The sequence below is a fragment of the Actinoallomurus sp. CA-142502 genome (assembly GCF_050936355.1).
GTDB lineage: Bacteria > Actinomycetota > Actinomycetes > Streptosporangiales > Streptosporangiaceae > Actinoallomurus > Actinoallomurus iriomotensis.
Map to the genome: position 1 here is coordinate 5,086,095 of NZ_JBNJMY010000001.1, position 19,889 is coordinate 5,105,983.

Here is a 19,889-nt window from a genome sequence, read left to right on the forward strand (position 1 = left end):
CTGTTCTCGCATGTGCGGCACGCGTCGGGTGCCGCACCGTTACGAGCCGAGGAGCTGACGAGATGGCCACGACCACACTGACCGCCGCGAACTTTGACAAGACGGCGGCCGGCGAGGGCATCGTGCTGGTCGATTTCTGGGCGAGCTGGTGCGGCCCGTGCCGGATGTTCGCGCCCGTCTACGAGAAGGCGGCCGAAACGCACGAGGACATCGTCTTCGGCAAGGTCGACACCGAGGCCGAGCAGGACCTGGCCGCGCGGTTCGACATCACCTCGATCCCCACGATCATGGCGATCCGCGACGGCGTCATCGTCTTCGCCCAGCCGGGCGCGCTGCCCGAGCCGGCCCTGGAGAACCTGATCGAGCAGGTGCGCGCCCTCGACATGGACGACGTGCGCAGCCGCCTCGCCAAATCCTGAACGCTCAGACCAGGATCGGGATCAGGCAGGCCGCGAACACCCCGTAGAAGGCCGCCGCCCACGTGAGCGTACGGCCGGTGAAGCGGCCCGTGTTCAGCGCGACCAGCAAGAAAAGTATCGCGATGATCGTGACGACCCCGGACAGCAGCAGCGGGCCGTCGAAGCGCCAGCGCGTGAACAGGATGCCCAGCCCGGAGGGGACGGTCGCCTGGATCATCATCGCGCCGCTGATGTTCGCCAGGGCGAGGTGGGTCTTGCCCTGGCGGACCCAGATGATGGCGTTCATGATCTCGGGCAGCTCGGTGGCGATCGGAGAGAGCAGCAGCGCGGTCACCGCCGCGGGCAGGCCGATCATCGGCCCGATCGCCTCCAGCGCGTGCACGAACAGCTGCGAGGCCACGAAGATGATCACCAGGGTGACGAGGGCCTGGGTGACGACCGCCCAGGTGGCCGGCGTCGCGCGGCGCCGCTGCAGGCGCAGGGGCTCGAGGTCGACCGCGTCGTCCCCGCCGCCGGGCTCCGCGCGCAGCTCGCGCCAGAAGTAGACGCCGTACGCGGCGAAGAAGAGCAGCCCGAGCGCGGGCTTGAACGCGAAGGTGACCAGCCCGAGCGCCACCTTGACCACGAAGATCGTCAGGAACCAGCGCTGGTCACGGGCCAGCTTCCGCGTGTCGCCGACGTCCTCGCCGCGTGCGGCGTTCGTTTCCGCGGAGGCCACTTTGCGGCGGCGGGTCAGGAGCATGAAGCCCGTCACCCCGTACGCCGCCGTGGCGAGGGCCAGCGGGCCGCCCATGGCCGCCCCGACCCCGATGTCCTTCTGCTCGGACCCGGAACCGAAGACGACCGCCACGAACGTGACGACGCTCTCGGGCAGGGCGGTCCCGAAGGCCGCCAGCACCGTGCCGACCGCGAGCGGGCCGACCTTCAGGCGCAGTCCCAGCCACTCGACCGCGTTGACGAACCACTCGCAGGAAAGGTAGATCGCGACCGCACACGCAAGGAGGGTCACCACGTGCAGCATGAGAATCCCATCGATCATGTTGCCGTGAGACGAGAAAGAGACCCCGGCCCACGGCGACAGACGTCACCCATTGGCCGAAGGTCTCGTCCACCCCAGAGGGGCCCGGGCACCGGGAGCGAGTGCTCCAGTATGTCGATGGCCGGCGAGCGGGACTACTCCCCTTCGCGACACTCAGCTTACCGCCCGATACCGGTCACGTGCACGAACCCGGCGCGGGACTCCTTTTACCCGGGCGCGCGGCGCCCGGATCGGTTAACCTGGGCACATGCCAGGCGTGCAGGTGACGACGACGCCGGGGACTCCCCGGCGCATCGCTCGCGCGCACTGACCGACGCGACGACGAGGCCCCGGGAGCGATCCCGGGGCCTCGTCGCGTCCCGTGGCCGCTCCCGCCGACAGGAGGAAGTTGACCATGGAGCACGACGCGTCCCACGCCGGCGCACAGTCGGTAGCATTCGATGTCGATATCACTGACCATCGAGGAGATCCCGTGTCTGAACTGCGCATCACCCTCGGCGGAGACGAGCGTGTGGTGGCGGCAGGCACCACTGCGGGTGAGGCGCTCGAGGCCGACGGCCGCACCGTCATCGCGGCCCGCGTGGGCGGGCAGGCCCGCGACCTGGCGCACGTCCTCGCCGACGGCGACGTCGTCGAGCCCATCGAGATCGGCTCCGACGAGGGCCTCGCCATCGTCCGCCACTCGGCGGCGCACGTCATGGCCCAGGCCGTGCAGGAGCTGTTCCCCAAGGCCCGGCTGGGCATCGGCCCGCCGGTGGAGAACGGCTTCTACTACGACTTCGACGTCGAACAGCCGTTCCAGCCCGAGGACCTCAAGCGCATCGAGAAGCGCATGCGCGAGATCGTCAAGCAGGGCCAGGCCTTCTCCCGCCGGGCCGTCACCGACGACGGCGCCCGCGAGGAGCTCGCCGACGAGCCGTACAAGCTGGAGCTGATCGGCCTCAAGGGCAAGGCCGCCGACGAGGAGAGCGTCGAGGTCGGCGGGGGAGAGCTGACCATCTACGACAACCTCGACGCCAAGACCGGCGAGCTGTGCTGGAAGGACCTGTGCCGCGGCCCGCACCTGCCCAGCACCCGCGTGATCCCGGCGTTCAAGCTGATGCGCTCCGGCGGCGCGTACTGGCGCGGCAGCGAGAAGAACCCCCAGCTGCAGCGGATCTACGGCACCGCCTGGGAGTCGCGCGAACGGCAGGACGCCTACCTGAAGATGCTGGAGGAGGCCGAGAAGCGGGATCACCGCAGGCTCGGCGCCGAGCTCGACCTGTTCTCCTTCCCGAACGACATCGGCAGTGGTCTCGCGGTCTTCCACCCCAAGGGCGGCATCGTCCGCCGGGTCATGGAGGACTACTCCCGCCGGCGCCACGAGCAGGGCGGGTACGAGTTCGTCAACACCCCGCACATCACCAAGGGCGACCTGTTCAACACCTCGGGGCACCTCGGCTGGTACAAGGACGACATGTTCCCGCCGATGGAGCTCGACGGCGCGGAGTACTACCTCAAGCCGATGAACTGCCCGATGCACAACCTGATCTTCCGGGCGCGCGGGCGGTCCTACCGTGAGCTGCCGCTCCGGCTGTTCGAGTTCGGCACCGTGTACCGGTACGAGAAGTCCGGTGTCGTGCACGGGCTCACCCGCGTACGCGGCATGACCCAGGACGACTCCCACATCTACTGCACCAAGGAGCAGATGGTCGGGGAGCTGAAGAACCTCCTCACCTTCGTGCTCGACCTGCTGCGCGACTACGGCCTCAGCGAGTTCTTCCTGGAGCTGTCCACCCGCGACGAGTCGGAGAAGTTCATCGGGTCCCAGGAGGACTGGGACGAGGCCACCGCCGCGCTGCGGGAGGCCGCCGACGAGTCCGGGCTCGACCTGGTCGCCGACCCGGGCGGCGCGGCGTTCTACGGGCCGAAGATCTCCGTGCAGGCCAAGGACGCCATCGGCCGCACCTGGCAGTTGTCGACCATCCAGGTCGACTTCAACCAGCCGAAGCGCTTCGGCCTCGAGTACCAGGCCGCCGACGGCACCCGGCAGCAGCCGGTGATGATCCACCGGGCGCTGTTCGGCTCGATCGAGCGGTTCTTCGGCGTGCTCCTGGAGCACTACGCGGGCGCGCTGCCGCCCTGGCTGGCGCCGGTGCAGGTGGTGGGCATCCCGATCTCCGACGACCACGTGCCGCACCTGGAGCAGGTCGCCGCGCGGCTGCGCGAGCGCGGCATCCGTGTGGAGGTCGACACCTCCTCCGACCGGATGCAGAAGAAGATCCGCAACGCGCAGAAGCAGAAGGTCCCGTACATGCTGCTCGCGGGCGACGACGACGTGGCCAAGGGCGCGGTGTCGTTCCGCTACCGCAGCGGTGAGCAGAACAACGCCGTTCCCGTCGCCGACGCGATCGAAGAGATCGCCAAGGCCGTCGAGGAGCGCGTGCAGGTCTGAGCGACGCCTGGCGGGCCGCGCCGTACGCGCGGCCCGCGGGCGACGATTCCAGAGCTCGGGTCAGTCCGACGTTCGGTCAGAAAAGGACCAGAAGGTGTGGGCTGTCCAGGTAGAAGAGGGTCAGGCCGGTGGCCACGCAGAGCGCCGAGACCAGCCAGAACCGCACCACGATGGTGGTCTCGGCCCAGCCGGAGAGCTCGAAGTGGTGCTGTAGCGGGGCCATCTTGAAGACGCGTCTCCTCGTCATCTTGAAGGAGCCGACCTGGACGATCACCGACAGGGTGATGATCACCGGCAGTCCGGCGAGGATGACCAGGAGCATCTCGGTCTGGGTGCTCAGGGCGAGGCCGACGATGACGCCGCCGAGCGCGAGCGACCCGGTGTCGCCCATGAAGACCTTGGCCGGCGGGGCGTTCCACCACAGGAAACCGATCAGGGCGCCGAGCGCCGCGGCGGCGACCACGGCGAGGTCGAGCGGGTCGCGGACCGTGTAGCAGTGGGGTTCGAGCGTGAGCTTGCAACTGCCACGGAGTTGCCGGTCGCTGATCAGGATGTACGCGCCGAGCACCATGCCCACCGCGCCGGCGGCGAGACCGTCCAGCCCATCGGTGAGGTTCACCGCGTTGGACGTGCCGGCGATCATGGCGAGCGCCCAGAGCACGAAGGGCAGGGAGCCGAGAGAGGGCCCGAAGTCGCGCAGGAACGACAGGTGAGTGGTGGCGGGGGTGATGGCGTACTCGTCGGGGAACCGCAGCGACAGCAGCGCGAAGACCACGCCGACGATGAGGATGCCGATCATCTTCGCGCCACTGCGCAGGCCCAGGCTGCGCTGCTTGAAGACCTTGATGTAGTCGTCGACGAAGCCGACCAGGCCGAGGCCCGCCATCAAGAACAGGACGAGCACGCCGGAGACGGTCGGCGGCGTGAGCGTGGCCAGGTGCGCGATCGCGTACCCGGCGAGCGCGGCGACGATCAACACGGTGCCGCCCATCGTGGGCGTGCCGCGTTTGCTGAGATGGGCCTGCGGGCCCTCCTCACGCACCATCTGGCCGTAACCGAGCCGGCGCACGACGCGAATCCAGACGGGCGTGGCCAGCAACCCGATGATCAGCGAAAGTGCCGAGGCCACGATGATGGTCCTCATGCGTCGTCATCCCTTCTGACCGCGGGACCATCGCCCGCACCGTCCCGATCCCTGATCGACGGATCGTCCCATCCGCATGGGCGGGGCGCACCTTCCATGCCGGAACTCACCTCGTCGCCGGGTCGTTCCGCGTTGGCCGGGTCACCCGGGAGGGGCGGGGCGGTCCGGGCGGTCCTATGCTTCTGGCATGACCGAGCCCAAGCCTGAGGAGCAGTTCGGCGTCGGGGACCCCGACCAGTTCCAGCGTCTGTGGACTCCCCACCGGATGGCGTACATCAAGGGAGAGAGCAAGCCCACCGGCTTGGGCCCGGACGACGGCTGCCCGTTCTGCGAGATCCCCAGGATGGACGACGAGGAGGGCCTGGTCGTCCGGCGCGGGGAGTACGCCTACGCGGTGCTCAACCTGTACCCGTACAACTCCGGGCATCTGCTCGTGTGCCCGTTCCGCCACGTGAGCGACTACACCGAACTCGACGAGGCCGAGACCGCGGAGCTGGCACTGCTCACCAAGCGGTCCCTGACCGCGCTGCGCAAGGCGAGCGGCGCGCACGGCTTCAACGTCGGCATGAACCTCGGCACCGTCGCGGGCGCCGGCATCGCCGCCCACCTCCACCAGCACGTCGTCCCCCGCTGGGGCGGCGACACCAACTTCATGCCGGTCATCGGCCAGACCCGCGTGCTGCCGCAGCTGCTCCGCGACACCCGCCAGATCATCGCGGACGCCTGGCCCCTGGACTGAGCGGGCAGCCCCCCTCATGCACCCGATCCTGCTGTACGACGGCGACTGCGGCTTCTGCACGGCCTCGGCGCGGTTCATCGAGCGGCACATCCCGACGAAGGCGCGGATGAGCCCGTACCAGTCGGCGGACCTGGCGGCGCTCGGCACGACCGCCGAACGCGCGAGCGGCGAGGTGCTCTGGGCGGAGCCGGGCCGCGTACGCGGCGGCGCGCAGGCGATCGCGAGCCTCCTCATCGACGCGGGCGGCCTCTGGCGGCCGCTCGGCCTGCTGATCCGCGTGCCGCCGGTCCGCTGGATCGCCGCGGGCGTCTACCACCTCGTCACCGTCAACCGCTTCCGCCTGCCCGGCGGCACTCCCGCGTGCGGGCTGCCCCCGTCCGAACGCCCCGGGGCGGGCGGCCCGGCCGGCTGAGCGGCCCTGGTCAGGTCTTGGCGGCCCCGGTGCCCGCTGCGGCGAGCAGGTCGGGAACGGTGACGAACTCGAACCCCTTCGCCCGCAGGCCGCGGATCATCGCGGGCAGCCCGCGGATGGCGATCAGGCGGTCGCGGTGGCCGGTGTCGTGGGCGAGCAGGATGGTGCCGGGCTCGGTGTTGTCGACGATGTAGTCGATGAGCCGCCCGGGCGGGTGCCCGAGATACGACTCCCGCATCTTCAGCGACCACAGCACCACGTGGTAGCCGAGCGCGCCCGCGGCGCTCAGCGTGGTGCCGCCGATGTTGCCCATCGGGGGCCGCAGCAGTTCCGGCTCCTTGCCGGTGACCTCGGCGATCGTGGTGTGCGCCCGGTGCATCGCCCGGTACGCCTGCGGGTGGGTCATGCGGGTCAGGTCCTTGTGCGCCCAGGTGTGGTTGCCGACCGCGTGCCGGTCCATGCGACCGTGGATCAGCCGCGCGTTCTCCTGCACACGCTGCCCGACGAGGAAGAACGTCGCGGGGATCCGCGCCTCGTCGAGAATGTCGTGCACCATCGGCGTCCAGTTCGGCATCGGCCCGTCGTCGAACGTCAGGGCCACCAGCCGCTGCGACGTGTCGACCGCCCAGGAGACGTCGACGTGGGCGGGGGAGGGGCGCCAGGGCCCGTCCGTCGGCACGCCGATCGCCGAGACGGGCGTTCCCGGCATCGCGTCGGCGTCGTCGAGTAACCCGCCCGCCGCGAGCCCGCCCATCGTGCCGGCCGCGCCCGCCGCCAGCCCCGCGATCGTCCCTGCTCCGGTCAGCGCCCGCAGCACCGACCGCCGTGAGCTCTTCGGCTCGACGGCCCCCGTATCGCCCATACAGGAGATGGTCGCAAACCGCTGGTTAACGCCGCGTCATCCGCGAGGACGAACGTGGGTCTGCCGTGAGGAGGAGACGCGCCGGCCCCATGGCCCTCACGGAGGACACGGGGCCGGCCGCGGCTCACGAGTCGGCGATCACCTTGTCGGCGAGCTGCGACGGCAGCGGCTCGTACCGCAGGAACGTCCGGCTGAACGTGCCCGTGCCGTGCGACATGGACCGCAGGTCGATCGCGTACCGCGTGATCTCCAGCTGCGGCACCTCCGCCTTGATGAGGCAGCGGCCGCCCGCGACCGTCTCGCTGCCCAGCACGCGCCCGCGCCGCGACGACAGGTCCGACATCACCGCGCCGACGTAGTCGTCGGCCACGAGCACCGCGACCTCGTCCACCGGCTCGAGCAGCAGGACCTTCGCCTTGGCGGCGGCGTCCTTGAGGGCGAGCTGGCCCGCCGTCTGGAAGGCCATGTCGGAGGAGTCGACCGAGTGCGCCTTGCCGTCGTACAGGGTCACCTTGATGTCGACCATCGGGTATCCGGCCGAGACGCCCCGGTCCATCTGGATGCGCACGCCCTTCTCGACCGACGGGATGAACTGCCGCGGCACGACGCCGCCGACGATCTTGTCGGCGAACTCGAAGCCCGTGCCCGACGACAGCGGCTCCACCTCGATGTGGCAGATGGCGTACTGCCCGTGCCCGCCGCTCTGCTTGACGTGCCGGCCGAGGCCCTGGGCCGTGCCGCCGAACGTCTCGCGCAGCGGCACCCGCAGCGGCACGGTCTCGACCTCGACGCCGTAGCGGCTGCTCAGCCGGTCCAGCAGCACGTCGGCGTGGGCCTCGCCCATGTTCCACAGCACCAGCTGGCGGGTCTCGGAGTTGTTCTCCAGCCGCAGCGTCGGGTCCTCGGCCACGAGCCGCCCCAGCGCCTGGGACAGCTTGTCCTCATCGGCCTTCGACTTGGCCTGGATCGCCGTCGGCAGCAACGGGTCCGGCATCGACCACGGCGCCATCAGCAGCGGCTGCTCCTTGGCCGAGATGGTGTCGCCGGTCTCGGCGTGGGTGAGCTTGGCCACCGCGCAGATGTCGCCGGCCACGCAGGAGGAGACCGTGCGTTGCACCTTGCCGAGCGGCGAGGTCAGCGCGCCGACGCGTTCGTCGATGTCGTGGTCCTCGTGCCCGCGGTCCTCCATGCCGTGCCCGGAGACGTGGACCGTGGCGTCGGGCGTGAGCGTGCCGCTGAACACCCGGACCAGCGAGATCCGCCCGACGTACGGGTCGGAGGCCGTCTTGACCACCTCGGCCACGAGCGGCCCGTCGGCGTCGCAGGTCAGGGCGCCGACCGGCGAGCCGTCGGTCGTGGTCACCTCCGGGATGCCGTGCTCCAGCGGCGACGGGAACGCCTGCGTGATCACCTCGAGCAGCTCCATCATGCCGATCACCGGGCCGGGGTGGTCGCCGTGGGGCACGGAGGTGGTGAGGACCGGGTAGAAACTGCCACGCGCGACCGCCTTCTCCAGGTCCTCCACGAGCGCCTTGACGTCGATCTCCTCACCGGACAGGTAGCGGTCCATGAGGGTCTCGTCCTCGCTCTCCTGGATGATGCCCTCGATCAGCGCGCCGCGCTGCTCGGACAGGCGGTCCAGGAACTCCGCGTCGGGCTCGCGCTCGGTGCGGGTGCCGGAGGAGTAGTCGAGGCACTTCTGCGAGAGCAGTGCGATCAGGCCCGCCTCGCACGGGAAGTAACACGGCAGGACTCCCTCACCGAAGGCGTCCTGGCACTCGGTCAGCACCTCGTCGAAGTCGCCCCGCTGCTGGTCGATCTTGGTGATGACCACGGCGCGCGGCATGCCGACCGCGGCGCACTCCTCCCACAGGTTGCGCGTGACGCCGTCGATGCCGTCGACCGCCGAGACCACGAACAGCGCGGCGTCCGCGGCGCGCAGCCCGGCGCGCAGGTCGCCGACGAAGTCGGCGTAGCCGGGGGTGTCCAGCAGGTTGACCTTGATGCCCGCGTGCTCGAACGACGCCAGGGAGAGGTTCACCGAGCGCTGCTGGCGCATCTCCACTTCGTCGTAGTCACTGACCGTCGAGCCGTCCTCGACGCGACCGGGCCGCTGGATCGTACCGGTCGCAGCGAGCAGCGCCTCGACGAGAGTCGTCTTCCCCGCCCCGGAATGGCCGACCAACGCGATATTGCGTATCTTCTCGGGTTGGTCGACCGATGGTGCCCTGCCGGCGGCTCCTTGGGGACCAGCTTTATCCGCCACGCGCCCACCTCCATTGGGAGACCTGGGTGTGACGGGCGCCACACCCGTGGTCACCACCCTTACGGTCTTGGCCGCATATCACAAGGGGGTGACCGGCAAACGCTCGAGTCCTCCTGTATTCAGCCCTTCCCACCTGGGCCGACGTCACGCACTACGATTGGCCCGCCGGGGGAGTTCGGGCACGATCGGGCGGGATCCGCCGGTTGCGCGCGCAGTCACGAGCGTGAACACCGCAACCGCATCACATGACAAGGACGGGAATGCTCAACCAAATACGGCCGGCGCTCTCACGGGTCACCTCGCCGGTCGGACACGCGCTGGCCCGCACCGGCGTGACACCCAACACGGTCACCATCATCGGCACCCTCGGGGTCGTCGTCGGCGCGCTGGCCTTCTACCCCTTCGGACAGTTCTTCTGGGGGACGATCGTCATTACGATCTTCGTCTTCTTCGACCTGTTCGACGGGGCCGTGGCGCGGGTGACCGGGAAGACGAGCCGTTTCGGCGCCTTCCTCGACTCCAACATGGACCGCGTCTCGGACGCGGCGATCTTCACGGGGCTGATCCTGCGCTACGCCGGCCGGGATCACAACGACATGCTCCTCGTCTGCCTCGCCCTGTTCTGCCTGATCTCGGGGGTGCTCGTGTCGTACGCGCGCGCCCGCGCGGAGGGCATGGGCCTCAACGCCACGATCGGCATCGCCGAGCGCGGCGAGCGCCTGATCGTCAGCCTGGTCGCGATCGGACTGACCGGCCTCGGCGTGCCGTACGTCCTGGCGATCGGCCTGTGGGTGCTCTCCATCGCCAGCGTGATCACGGTCGCCCAGCGCTACATCGCCGTACGGCGCCAGGTGGAGGCCGGAGAGCTGTCGTGAGGATCCGATGAGGGACGAGGTGGCCGACGCCGCGTACGGCCTGGGCTGGGCGGCGGTCCGCCACATGCCGGAGCCGGTCGCGCGTGAGATCTTCATGCTCATCGCCGACCGCGTCTGGCAGCGCCACGGCCGCGGCGTGCGCCAGCTCGAGAAGAACCTCCGGCGGGTCGTCGGCGACGACACGCCGGACGACGAGCTGCGCGAGCTGAGCCGCCGAGGCATGCGCTCCTACTTCCGCTACTGGCTGGAGTCCTTCCGCCTGCCGTCGATGAGCCGCGAGCGCATCCTGTCCGGCATGCGCATCACCGGCGTCGAGGAGATCTACAAGGACCTCGACGCCGGGCGCGGCGTGGTCGCCGCGCTGCCGCACATGGGCAACTGGGACCACGCCGGCGCGTGGATCGCGCTGTCGGGCACGCCGTTCACCACCGTCATGGAACGCCTCCGGCCCGAGTCCCTGTACGACCGGTTCGTCGCCTACCGGGCCGGCCTCGGCATGGAGGTGCTGCCCGCCACGGGCGGGGCGGACGACGTGTTCGCCACCCTGTCCCGGCGGCTGGACGGCGGCGGGCTGGTCTGCCTCGTCGCCGACCGCGACCTGACCAGGACCGGCGTCGAGGTCGACTTCTTCGGCCGTCCGGCGAAGTTCCCGGCCGGCCCGGCCGCCCTGGCCGTGCGCACCGGCGCCGCGCTCCGTCCGGTCACCCTGTGGTACGAAGGTGACGACTGGGGGGTCCGGGTGCACGACGAGATCGCCGTGCCCGGCGGCGACGACGATGTCGCGACGATGACGCAGTCGGTCGCCGACACCTTCCAGCAGGGCGTCGCAGCCCATCCGCAAGACTGGCACATGCTCCAACGCGTCTGGGTTGAGGATCTTTGACCGCCGAGGGATGAGAGAGGCGAGCGGCCCTTGAGGATCGGCATCGTCTGCCCGTACACCTGGGACGTCCCCGGTGGCGTCCAGTCGCACGTGCGCGATCTCACCGAGGCGCTGTTCGCCTCCGGGCACGAGGTCTCGGTGATCGCGCCGGCCGACGACACCGAGGTGTCCTCCGGCGCGGCTCCGCTGCCGCCGTACGTCGTGTCGGCCGGGCGCGCGGTGCCGGTGCCCTTCAACGGGTCGGTCGCGCGGCTGTCGTTCGGCTTCCTGTCCGCGAGCCGCGTGCGCCGCTGGATCCGCGACGGCCGGTTCGACGTCCTCCACGTGCACGAGCCGGCGTCGCCGTCGCTCGGCCTGCTGGCCTGCTGGGCCGCCGACGGGCCGATCGTCGCCACCTTCCACGCGTCGTTCGAACGCTCCCGCGCCCTGTCGGCGGCCGGCCCGATCCTGCAGAGCGCGCTGGAGAAGATCACCGCCCGGATCGCGGTGTCGGAGAAGGCGCGCAAGACCCTCGTCGAACACCTCGGCGGAGACGCCGTGCTCATCCCCAACGGGGTGACGACCGAGCGGTACGCCATGGCCGAGCCGCTGCCCGGCTGGCCCGGAGACGACGGGGCGCTCGGCTTCCTCGGCCGCATGGACGAGCACCGCAAGGGCCTGCCCGTGCTGCTGCGGGCGTTCGAGACGCTCGGCCGCGAGCGCCCCGGGCTGCGGCTGCTGGTGGCCGGTCCCGGCGACGCGGCCGAGGTGCGCGCCCGGGTCGCCCCGGAGCTGCGCGACCGCGTCGTCATCCTCGGCCTGGTCAGCGAGGCCGACAAGGTCCGCATGCTGCACTCGGTCGACGTCTTCGTCGCGCCCAACACCGGAGGTGAGAGCTTCGGCATCGTGCTCGCCGAGGCGATGTCGGCCGGGGCGCCCATCCTGGCCAGCGACATCCCGGCGTTCAGCCGCGTGCTGCTCGGCGGGCGCGCGGGCGCGCTGTTCCCGGTCGGCGACTCGGCGGCGCTGGCCGCCACCGCCGCGGAGCTGCTCGACGACGCCCCGCGCCGCAAACAGCTGTCCGACGACGCCAGGGCGGCCGTACGCGCCTACGACTGGTCGACGGTGGCCCGGGACGTGGTCCGTGTCTATGAGACCGTCGTCGGCGACGGCGTCGTCGGGACCTCGTCGAGCTGACCATGCCCGAGATCCTCCTTCACATCGCCCTGATCGCCGCGGTCCTCCTGCTGATCGGGGTGTACGTCTCGTGGCGCGCGACGCGCCTCGACCGGCTGCACGTGCGCCTGGAGACCGCCCGCGCCGGCCTGGACGCCGCGCTCGTACGGCGTGCGGCCGTCGCCCTGGAGCTGGCCGCCTCCCGGCAGCTCGATCCGGCCACGAGCCTGCTGCTCGCCGCCGCCGCGCACGAGGCCCGCATCGCCGACGCCGACAACCGGGAGTTCGCCGAGAGCGACCTGTCGCGTGCTCTGCGCGCCGTCGTCGGCCAGCCGGACTTCCGCCCCACTCTGGAGGCCGGTGAGGACGGGGCGGCCCTCCTGGAGGACCTCGACGCGGCCGTGCGCAAGGTCACCTACGCGCGCAGCTTCTACAACAACGCGGTGACCGCCACCCGGACGGCGCGCCGGAAGCTGCTGCCCCGGGTCCTTCCGCTGCACGGCCGGGCGCCGCTGCCGGACTTCTTCGAGATCGACGACGCCCCTCCGGAGAGCTGAGACCCCCACTCAGGGGACCCCTGTGACCGGTGGGACGCATGGTCATACCGGGCCCGCCAAGGAGGGTTCGAGCAGCCTGTTCTTCGGCTAGCCTCGCGACCTCAGGACGTCTGATTTGTCCGGAGGTGCAGGTAGTGCGCTGTTTCCGTACGACGCCGGCCCCGGCCGCCGTGCTCGTCACCACGTTCGTCACGGCGGCCCTCGCGGCCTGTTCGAAGGGACCGGTCACGGCCGCCGCGTCGCCTCCGCCGCCGGTCTCGGCCGGCTCGTCGCCGTCGTCCACGCCGTCGCCCGCCCGGACCCACCCGTTCACCGGCGCGCCGGGCGGCGCGGACGGCCCGGTCCTCGCCGTCAAGATCGACAACACCCGGTCCGCCAAGCCGCAGCTCGGCCTGCGGTCGGCCGACATCGTCTACGTCGAGCAGGTCGAGGGCGGCCTCAGCCGGATCATGGCGGTCTTCTCCTCCAAGCTGCCGTCCCGCGTCGGCCCGGTCCGCAGCGCCCGCATCTCCGACCTGCACCTGCTGCCGCAGTTCGGCCGCCCCGCGTTCGCCTACTCCGGGGTGCAGAGCAAGATGAAGCCCTACGTCGCCCAGGCGCCCCTCCTGGACGTCTCCCAGGACCGTTCGAACACCGGTTACACCCGTACCGGGCCGCACGCCGCCCCGTACAACCTCTACGGCACCCCGCAGCAGCTCCTCGCCCGCGCGCCGGGCGCCTCCAGGGCCGGCGACATCGGTTTCCGGTTCGGCCCGGCCCCGGACGGCGGCAAGGCGGTCCCGAGCTTCACCGCCCGCTACCCGGCCGCGACGCTGAAGTTCACCTGGTCACCGGGGGAGAAGCGGTGGCTGCTCACCCAGGACGGCCGCGCCGACCGCGCCGGCGAGGGCGGCCGGGTCGGCGGCGCGACGATCGTGATCCAGCGGGCCCACACGACCCGCTCGCAGTTCCACGACTTCCTCGGCAACTACACGCCGCTCGTCCAGACCGTGGGCACCGGCGGGGCGACCGTGCTGCGCGACGGCAAGGCCTACGACGCGCGCTGGTCGCGGCTGTCGGAGAAGGACGGGACGACCTTCACCACCGCCTCCGGCGCGCCCATGACGTTCGCCACCGGCCAGGTCTGGGTGGTCCTCGTCAACGACGGGAAGCCGACGACGCCCTGAGTCGTACATCATGTCGGATGACGGCCTGATTCCTGACGACATGGCAGGGCGGTCGCGCCGGTCAGCTGCCCCTACCATGGATACGACAGCTTGATCGACTCATTCGAAGAGGTAGCCGTGTCCACCGCCACTCCCGACGCCGCCCCCGACCAGACCAACGCCGTTCCCGAGACCGGCACCGCCCGCGTCAAGCGGGGCATGGCGGAGATGCTCAAGGGTGGCGTGATCATGGACGTCGTCACACCCGAGCAGGCGAAGATCGCCGAGGACGCCGGCGCCGTCGCCGTGATGGCCCTCGAGCGCGTGCCCGCCGACATTCGCGCCGAAGGCGGCGTGTCGCGGATGAGCGACCCCGACATGATCGAGGGCATCATCAACGCCGTCTCGATCCCGGTCATGGCCAAGGCGCGCATCGGCCACTTCGTCGAGGCGCAGGTCCTGCAGGCCCTCGGCGTCGACTACATCGACGAGTCCGAGGTGCTCACCCCGGCCGACTACGACAACCACATCGACAAGTGGGCCTTCACCGTGCCCTTCGTGTGCGGCGCCACCAACCTCGGCGAGGCGCTCCGCCGCATCACCGAGGGGGCGGCGATGATCCGCTCCAAGGGCGAGGCCGGCACCGGTGACGTCTCCAACGCCACCACCCACATGCGGCAGCTCCGCCAGCAGATCCGGCGGCTCGGCTCGCTGCCCGAAGACGAGCTGTTCGTCGCCGCCAAGGAGCTGCAGGCCCCGTACGAGCTGGTCAAGGAGGTGGCGCGGGCCGGCAAGCTGCCGGTGGTGCTGTTCACCGCGGGCGGCATCGCGACGCCCGCCGACGCCGCCATGATGATGCAGCTCGGCGCCGAGGGCGTGTTCGTCGGCTCGGGCATCTTCAAGTCCGGCGACCCGGCCAAGCGCGCCGAGGCGATCGTGAAGGCCACCACCTTCTACGACGACCCCGACGTGATCGCCAAGGTCTCGCGCGGGCTCGGCGAGGCGATGGTCGGCATCAACGTCTCCTCCCTGGCCGAGAGCGACCGGCTCGCGGTCCGGGGCTGGTAGCGGCCGCGTACCGTCCGGAACGGCCGCCGCCGAGGGCAAACGAAGTGTGTTCTCCCCTCCACAGCGCGGGAAAGGCGGGTTACCCTGGGCCGCGACTGAACGCTGGTGCCGCCGGCAGGGTCCGCCGAGCGCGGGAGGGGACGACGCCCATGGGTTGGTCGGTCGCGTTGGCGTGTTCGCGTGTGAACGGAGCCTCCTTCGGGCCGGGGTTGGTTCCGGACGCGGACCGCGCCGTGGCGCTGGCCCGTCGGCTCTACCCGGAGCACTCGGTCACCGAGACCGGCGACACCGTGCTCGACTTCGCGCTCTGGCCCTACGAGGACGAGCTGTTCGTCGGCGCGTACGGCGACGCGCTGGTCGTGTGCGACCGCCGGCTGTTCTGCGTCGACGACCGGGCGCGCCGCCTCGCCGACGAGATCGCCCGCGCGCTGCCGGGCGGCTCGTGCGGCGTGCTGGTCCTGCACAGCGTCGTGTCCGGCTGCTGGTTCCGGTGGTACTCCGGTGACCGGGCGCGCCGCGACGTCTACGTCACCGCCGAGGACGGGGTCGTGGTCGACCTAGGCGAGCGGCTGCCGGCCGAGGCCCCGTTCTGGAAGGCCATCGACGACGGCGCGTCCGACGTCCCCCTGCCGTTCGACTACGAGGAGTACGGCATGGCGCTCGCGCGCGAGCACCTGTTCGGCCGCGACATCGCCGAGCGCGGCGCCGACGGTTTCCTCCCGCTCGAGCTCCCGCTGCGCCGCTTCAAGCTCGCCTGACACGGGGGGCCCGGGGAAGCCGGCGCGCGCCGCGGGTGTTGTCACTGGCACTAAGCTCATTGGTACAACTCGACGTGAAGGGCTGGTTCGTGGCTGCTGTCCCGACGGTCGGCGTGCTCGCACTGCAGGGTGACGTCCGCGAGCATCGCCGTGTCCTGGAGTCCTGCGGCGCCGCCACCGCGGTCGTCCGCCGTCCGGAGGAGCTGGAGCGTGTTCAGGCGCTCGTGATCCCCGGCGGTGAGTCCACCACGATGTGGCGGCTCGCCCGGACGTTCGACCTGCTGGAGCCTTTGCGCAAGCGTGTCGAGCAGGGCATGCCCGCCTACGGTTCCTGCGCCGGCATGATCATGCTGGCCGACCGCATCCTCGACGGCGCGGCCGGGCAGGAGACCATCGGCGGCATCGACATGGTCGTACGCCGCAACGCCTTCGGCCGCCAGGTCGACTCCTTCGAGAGCGACGTCGAGATGGGCGGCCTCGACCGGCCCTTCCACGCGGTCTTCATCCGCGCGCCGTGGGTGGAGTCGGTCGGTGCGGGCGCCGACGCGCTCGGCCGTGCCGCGAGCGGCGATTCCGCCGGTAGGATCGTCGCCGTCCGGCAGGGGAACCTCCTGGCGACCTCGTTCCATCCCGAGCTGACCGGCGATCCCCGGATCCACGCCTACTTCCTCGAGATGGTGAAGGAAGCCTCGTGACCTCCGGCCTCCCTCGGGGGTGGGGAGCCGCGTCCGGGGGATCCCGCCGCGCACGGCGTCCAGGCAGTGTGCTGTGACGTTCTGAGACTTTCGGAGATTGGAGGAAGGGGCTCACCTCTTCGGCGGCTCGCCGGGTGGCCCCGCGAAACGCATGAGTGGCCACTCCAAATGGGCGACGACGAAGCACAAGAAGGCGGTTGTCGACGCCAAACGGGGCAAGCTGTTCGCCAAGCTCATCAAGAACATCGAGGTGGCGGCCCGCACCGGCGGCGGCGACCCGGACGGCAACCCGACGCTGTACGACGCCATTCAGAAGGCGCGCAAGAACTCCGTGCCCCTCGACAACATCGAGCGGGCGCGTAAGCGCGGCGCCGGTGAGGAGGCCGGTGGCGCCGAGTGGCAGACGATCATGTACGAGGGGTACGCGCCCGGCGGCGTCGCGGTGCTCATCGAGTGCCTGACCGACAACCGCAACCGCGCCGCCTCCGACGTCCGTACCGCGCTGACCCGCAACGGCGGCTCGCTCGCCGACCCCAACTCGGTGTCGTACCTGTTCACCCGCAAGGGCGTCATCCTGGTGCCCAAGGACGGCACCACCGAGGACGACGTGATGATGGCGGTCCTGGACGCCGGCGCCGAGGAGGTCAACGACCTCGGTGAGTCGTTCGAGGTGATCAGCGAGGCCGGCGACCTGGTGACGGTGCGCAAGGCCCTGCAGGACGCCGGCCTCGACTACGAGTCCGCCGAGGCGAACTTCCTGCCCAGCGTCAGCGTGCCCGTCGACGAGGACAACGCCAAGAAGGTCTTCCGCCTCATCGAGGCGCTGGAGGACAGCGACGACGTGCAGAACGTCTTCGCCAACTTCGACGTCTCCGACGAGATCATGGAGAAGATCGAGGCCTGACGGCCGTTCGTGAACGCCCCCTGCCGCCCGGCAGGGGGCGTTTCCGGCGCGCTTCCGACGCTCCGCTCGTGGCGAGCCGGCGGCCCGCGGAAATCCCCTTGATGCCGCGTCCGGGCCATGCCGTAGCGTCGTGGTCCGTGGAGACGCGCACCCTCGAACCCGCCGACCTCGACGCCGTCCATGATTTGTGGACCCGTGCGTTCGGGCCCTCCGACCGCGATGACGCGTGGACCCTGCGGGCCATGGGGGAGGGCCGCTTCCTCGGGGTCCGCGACGGCCGCCGCCTCGTCGCCGTCGGGCACTATCACCCGTTCGAACAGTGGTGGCACGGCCGCGCCGTGCCGATGGGCGGCGTCGGCGGCGTCTGCGTCGCGCCCGAGGACCGCGGCCGCGGCGTCGGCCGGCGGCTCGCCGCCGGGCTGCTGGACCTGATGGACGGCCGTCCGCTGTCGGCGCTGTACCCGGCCACCGCTCCGGTCTACCGATCCGTCGGCTACGAGCACGCCGGCGCGCAGTATCGCCTCACCCTGCCGCCCGCACCGCTGCGCACCCTCGCGTCCGGGCCGGTCGAGGTACGCCGGGCCGGGCCCGCCGACACCGGCGAGGTCATCGCCCTGCTACGCCGCCTGCACGCCGAGGCGCGGCACCACGGCCCGATCGTCCCCGGTGAGGACCAGGTCCGCGATTTCCTCCAGAACGAGCGCGTCTACTCCTATCTGGCCGCCGACGGCTTCCTGGCGTACGGCTGGGACGGCGGCCGAGAGGACATCGCCGTGCACCGCTGCGTCGCCGGGTCCGCCGCGACCGCACGCGCGCTCTGGGCGGTGGTCGGATCCGGTTCCTCCATCGCCCGGACGGTACGGGCCAACGTGGCGCCCGACGACCCGATGCTGTGGCTGCTGCGCGACCGCTCCGAAGACGAGGTGCGCCGCGTCGGCTGGATGCTGCGCGTCCTCGACGCGCCCGCGGCGATCGCCGCGCGCGGCTTTCCCGTCGCGGTCTCGGTGGAGGTGCCGCTGCTCGTCGAGGACGAGCTGCGGCCCGCCAACGCCGGGAGCTGGACGCTGACGGTGCGCGAGGGGCGGGGACGCCTGGAGCACGCGGCGGAGCGGCGCGACGCGACCCGGCTGCCCGCGCGCGGCCTCGCCGCCCTCTACGCGGGCGTGCCGATGGCGACGCTGCGCGGCGCGGGCATCGTCACCGGCGACGCCGGGGCCGACCCGCTCCTCGACGCGGCGTTCGCCGGAAAGCCGTTCATGCTGGACTATTTCTGAACGCGACACGCCGCGTGCGAGCCGGGCGGCGGGGCCCATCGGCCGAGTAGCCTCACTGCGAACACGTGTTCGGAGCCGGAGAGGAGCACACGTGCGGGTGCTGGGCGTCGATCCCGGTCTGACCAGGTGCGGAGTCGGCGTCGTCGACGGTGCCCCCGGCAAGCCGCTGCGGCTGGTGAGCGTCGGTGTCATCCGTACGAGCCCGGACGACGACATCGGCACGCGCCTCGTCGAGCTCGAGCGCGGCATCGAGGAGCTGATCGAGCAGACCAGCCCCGACGCCGTGGCCGTCGAGCGGGTGTTCAGCCAGCACAACGTCTCCACGGTGATGGGCACCGCACAGGCCGGGGCGATCGCCATCGCCTGCGGCGCCCGGCGCGGGCTGCCGGTCGCCCTGCACACCCCGAGTGAGGCCAAGGCGGCGGTGACCGGAAGCGGCCGCGCCGACAAGCTCCAGGTCACCACTATGGTGACCAGACTGCTCCGGCTGGACGCGCCGCCCAAGCCGGCCGACGCCGCCGACGCGCTCGCGCTGGCGATCTGCCACGTCTGGCGCGGCGGCGCGCAGGCCCGGCTCCAGGCGGCGCGGACCCGGGCGACCGGGCCGGCACACGACATGAGGCAGGGAAGGACGCGGTAGTGATCGCATTCGTCAACGGCAGGGTCGCCGCGGCGGGGCCCGACGGGGCCGTGGTCGAGGTCGGCGGGGTCGGGCTCGCGGTCCAGTGCACGCCCGCCACGCTGGCCGGCCTGCGCGTGGGCGAAAGGGCGCACGTGCCCACCTCACTCGTCGTGCGCGAGGACTCCCTCACGCTGTACGGCTTCGCCGACGACGACGAGAAGACCGTCTTCGAACTCCTGCAGACCGCCAGCGGCGTCGGGCCCCGGCTGGCGCTCGCGATGCTCGCCGTGCACGACCCGAACGCCCTGCGCCGCGCCGTCGCCACCGAGGACCTGAACGCGCTGACCAAGGTCCCCGGCATCGGCCGCAAGGGCGCCCAGCGCATCGTGCTCGAGCTGAAGGACCGCCTCGGCATGCCCCTCGACGGGGCCGACGGCGACACGCCCGCCCCGTCGTTCGCCGCCGCGGCCTGGCGCGCGCAGGTCCACGCCGGTCTCACCAACCTCGGCTGGACCGCCCGCGACGCCGAAGCGGCCGTGGACGCGGTCGCCGCGGAGGTGGACGGCCAGGACACCTCCGACATCGCCGCCCTGCTGAAGCTGGCGATGAGGAAGCTCAGCCGATGACCGCCCCGGGGG

Annotated in this window: 20 protein-coding genes; 16 read left to right on the forward strand and 4 right to left on the reverse strand. The window is 71.2% G+C overall.

Features of this window, described 5'->3' with window-relative positions:
- Positions 1 to 62 precede the first annotated feature (62 nt).
- Positions 63 to 419: a thioredoxin gene (gene trxA / locus ACQEV1_RS24255; protein WP_285581382.1), complete on the forward strand. Its 357-nt coding sequence runs from the start codon at positions 63 to 65 to the stop codon at positions 417 to 419.
- A 4-nt stretch (positions 420 to 423) separates the two neighbouring features.
- On the opposite strand, the gene ACQEV1_RS24260 is transcribed toward trxA, so the two are convergent.
- Positions 424 to 1,458, reverse strand: a complete 1,035-nt coding sequence (locus ACQEV1_RS24260; RefSeq protein WP_433396303.1) for a sodium:calcium antiporter — start codon at positions 1,456 to 1,458, stop codon at positions 424 to 426.
- A 472-nt stretch (positions 1,459 to 1,930) separates the two neighbouring features.
- Here ACQEV1_RS24260 and thrS point away from each other — a divergent pair, with 472 nt between their 5' ends.
- Positions 1,931 to 3,892 (forward strand): threonine--tRNA ligase, encoded by a 1,962-nt coding sequence (gene thrS, locus ACQEV1_RS24265; RefSeq protein WP_285619000.1) that lies wholly within the window; start codon positions 1,931 to 1,933, stop codon positions 3,890 to 3,892.
- A gap of 76 nt (positions 3,893 to 3,968) precedes the next feature.
- On the opposite strand, the gene mraY is transcribed toward thrS, so the two are convergent.
- Positions 3,969 to 5,036: a phospho-N-acetylmuramoyl-pentapeptide-transferase gene (gene mraY / locus ACQEV1_RS24270; RefSeq protein ID WP_433396306.1), complete on the reverse strand. Its 1,068-nt coding sequence runs from the start codon at positions 5,034 to 5,036 to the stop codon at positions 3,969 to 3,971.
- 187 nt (positions 5,037 to 5,223) lie between these two features.
- Here mraY and ACQEV1_RS24275 point away from each other — a divergent pair, with 187 nt between their 5' ends.
- A complete protein-coding gene (locus tag ACQEV1_RS24275) occupies positions 5,224 to 5,775 on the forward strand; it encodes an HIT family protein (protein ID WP_285618997.1) in 552 nt (183 codons plus the stop codon).
- Between the two features lie 16 nt (positions 5,776 to 5,791).
- Positions 5,792 to 6,187: a thiol-disulfide oxidoreductase DCC family protein gene (locus ACQEV1_RS24280; protein WP_433396308.1), complete on the forward strand. Its 396-nt coding sequence runs from the start codon at positions 5,792 to 5,794 to the stop codon at positions 6,185 to 6,187.
- Between the two features lie 10 nt (positions 6,188 to 6,197).
- Here ACQEV1_RS24280 and ACQEV1_RS24285 read toward each other — a convergent pair whose 3' ends face one another.
- The gene (locus tag ACQEV1_RS24285; RefSeq protein ID WP_285618993.1) at positions 6,198 to 7,049 is read right to left on the reverse strand and encodes a polysaccharide deacetylase family protein; all 852 of its coding nucleotides are present in this window, start codon (positions 7,047 to 7,049) and stop codon (positions 6,198 to 6,200) included.
- Between the two features lie 124 nt (positions 7,050 to 7,173).
- Positions 7,174 to 9,315 (reverse strand): elongation factor G-like protein EF-G2, encoded by a 2,142-nt coding sequence (locus tag ACQEV1_RS24290; RefSeq protein ID WP_433396311.1) that lies wholly within the window; start codon positions 9,313 to 9,315, stop codon positions 7,174 to 7,176.
- Between the two features lie 260 nt (positions 9,316 to 9,575).
- Between ACQEV1_RS24290 and pgsA the strand changes: the two genes are divergently transcribed.
- The 12 genes from pgsA to ruvA all read left to right on the forward strand — a co-directional run bounded on the left by pgsA (position 9,576) and on the right by ruvA (position 19,877).
- Complete coding sequence (pgsA, locus tag ACQEV1_RS24295) at positions 9,576 to 10,190, forward strand: phosphatidylinositol phosphate synthase (RefSeq protein WP_285618989.1); 615 nt, start codon at positions 9,576 to 9,578, stop codon at positions 10,188 to 10,190.
- 7 nt (positions 10,191 to 10,197) lie between these two features.
- Positions 10,198 to 11,073, forward strand: coding sequence for a phosphatidylinositol mannoside acyltransferase (locus ACQEV1_RS24300; protein ID WP_285618988.1), 876 nt, complete (start codon positions 10,198 to 10,200; stop codon positions 11,071 to 11,073).
- Positions 11,074 to 11,103: 30 nt separating this feature from the next.
- Positions 11,104 to 12,249, forward strand: coding sequence for a glycosyltransferase family 4 protein (locus ACQEV1_RS24305; RefSeq protein WP_433396314.1), 1,146 nt, complete (start codon positions 11,104 to 11,106; stop codon positions 12,247 to 12,249).
- A 2-nt stretch (positions 12,250 to 12,251) separates the two neighbouring features.
- The gene (locus ACQEV1_RS24310; RefSeq protein WP_285618984.1) at positions 12,252 to 12,785 is read left to right on the forward strand and encodes a hypothetical protein; all 534 of its coding nucleotides are present in this window, start codon (positions 12,252 to 12,254) and stop codon (positions 12,783 to 12,785) included.
- A gap of 134 nt (positions 12,786 to 12,919) precedes the next feature.
- Positions 12,920 to 13,951: a DUF3048 domain-containing protein gene (locus tag ACQEV1_RS24315; protein ID WP_433396316.1), complete on the forward strand. Its 1,032-nt coding sequence runs from the start codon at positions 12,920 to 12,922 to the stop codon at positions 13,949 to 13,951.
- Positions 13,952 to 14,068: 117 nt separating this feature from the next.
- Positions 14,069 to 14,998, forward strand: a complete 930-nt coding sequence (pdxS, locus tag ACQEV1_RS24320; protein ID WP_433396318.1) for a pyridoxal 5'-phosphate synthase lyase subunit PdxS — start codon at positions 14,069 to 14,071, stop codon at positions 14,996 to 14,998.
- 149 nt (positions 14,999 to 15,147) lie between these two features.
- On the forward strand, positions 15,148 to 15,756 hold the full coding sequence (locus tag ACQEV1_RS24325) for a DUF6928 family protein (protein WP_433396320.1): 609 nt from the start codon (positions 15,148 to 15,150) through the stop codon (positions 15,754 to 15,756).
- An 89-nt stretch (positions 15,757 to 15,845) separates the two neighbouring features.
- Positions 15,846 to 16,451, forward strand: coding sequence for a pyridoxal 5'-phosphate synthase glutaminase subunit PdxT (pdxT, locus tag ACQEV1_RS24330; RefSeq protein WP_285581405.1), 606 nt, complete (start codon positions 15,846 to 15,848; stop codon positions 16,449 to 16,451).
- Between the two features lie 151 nt (positions 16,452 to 16,602).
- The gene (locus ACQEV1_RS24335; protein ID WP_285581406.1) at positions 16,603 to 17,355 is read left to right on the forward strand and encodes a YebC/PmpR family DNA-binding transcriptional regulator; all 753 of its coding nucleotides are present in this window, start codon (positions 16,603 to 16,605) and stop codon (positions 17,353 to 17,355) included.
- Between the two features lie 137 nt (positions 17,356 to 17,492).
- Complete coding sequence (locus ACQEV1_RS24340; RefSeq protein WP_433396322.1) at positions 17,493 to 18,629, forward strand: GNAT family N-acetyltransferase; 1,137 nt, start codon at positions 17,493 to 17,495, stop codon at positions 18,627 to 18,629.
- Positions 18,630 to 18,720: 91 nt separating this feature from the next.
- Positions 18,721 to 19,269, forward strand: coding sequence for a crossover junction endodeoxyribonuclease RuvC (gene ruvC, locus ACQEV1_RS24345; protein ID WP_285618978.1), 549 nt, complete (start codon positions 18,721 to 18,723; stop codon positions 19,267 to 19,269).
- The gene (gene ruvA / locus ACQEV1_RS24350; RefSeq protein WP_285618977.1) at positions 19,269 to 19,877 is read left to right on the forward strand and encodes a Holliday junction branch migration protein RuvA; all 609 of its coding nucleotides are present in this window, start codon (positions 19,269 to 19,271) and stop codon (positions 19,875 to 19,877) included. Before ruvC ends, ruvA begins: the two co-directional genes overlap by 1 nt.
- Positions 19,878 to 19,889 lie beyond the last annotated feature (12 nt).

Coding starts and splice junctions, on each gene's coding strand:
- trxA (WP_285581382.1), top strand. CDS start 63: ATGGCCACGACCACACTGACCGCCGCGAACTTTGACAAGACGGCGGCC.
- ACQEV1_RS24260 (WP_433396303.1), bottom strand. CDS start 1,458: ATGATCGATGGGATTCTCATGCTGCACGTGGTGACCCTCCTTGCGTGT.
- mraY (WP_433396306.1), bottom strand. CDS start 5,036: ATGAGGACCATCATCGTGGCCTCGGCACTTTCGCTGATCATCGGGTTG.
- ACQEV1_RS24275 (WP_285618997.1), top strand. CDS start 5,224: ATGACCGAGCCCAAGCCTGAGGAGCAGTTCGGCGTCGGGGACCCCGAC.
- ACQEV1_RS24280 (WP_433396308.1), top strand. CDS start 5,792: ATGCACCCGATCCTGCTGTACGACGGCGACTGCGGCTTCTGCACGGCC.
- ACQEV1_RS24285 (WP_285618993.1), bottom strand. CDS start 7,049: ATGGGCGATACGGGGGCCGTCGAGCCGAAGAGCTCACGGCGGTCGGTG.
- pgsA (WP_285618989.1), top strand. CDS start 9,576: ATGCTCAACCAAATACGGCCGGCGCTCTCACGGGTCACCTCGCCGGTC.
- ACQEV1_RS24300 (WP_285618988.1), top strand. CDS start 10,198: ATGAGGGACGAGGTGGCCGACGCCGCGTACGGCCTGGGCTGGGCGGCG.
- ACQEV1_RS24310 (WP_285618984.1), top strand. CDS start 12,252: ATGCCCGAGATCCTCCTTCACATCGCCCTGATCGCCGCGGTCCTCCTG.
- ACQEV1_RS24325 (WP_433396320.1), top strand. CDS start 15,148: ATGGGTTGGTCGGTCGCGTTGGCGTGTTCGCGTGTGAACGGAGCCTCC.
- ACQEV1_RS24335 (WP_285581406.1), top strand. CDS start 16,603: ATGAGTGGCCACTCCAAATGGGCGACGACGAAGCACAAGAAGGCGGTT.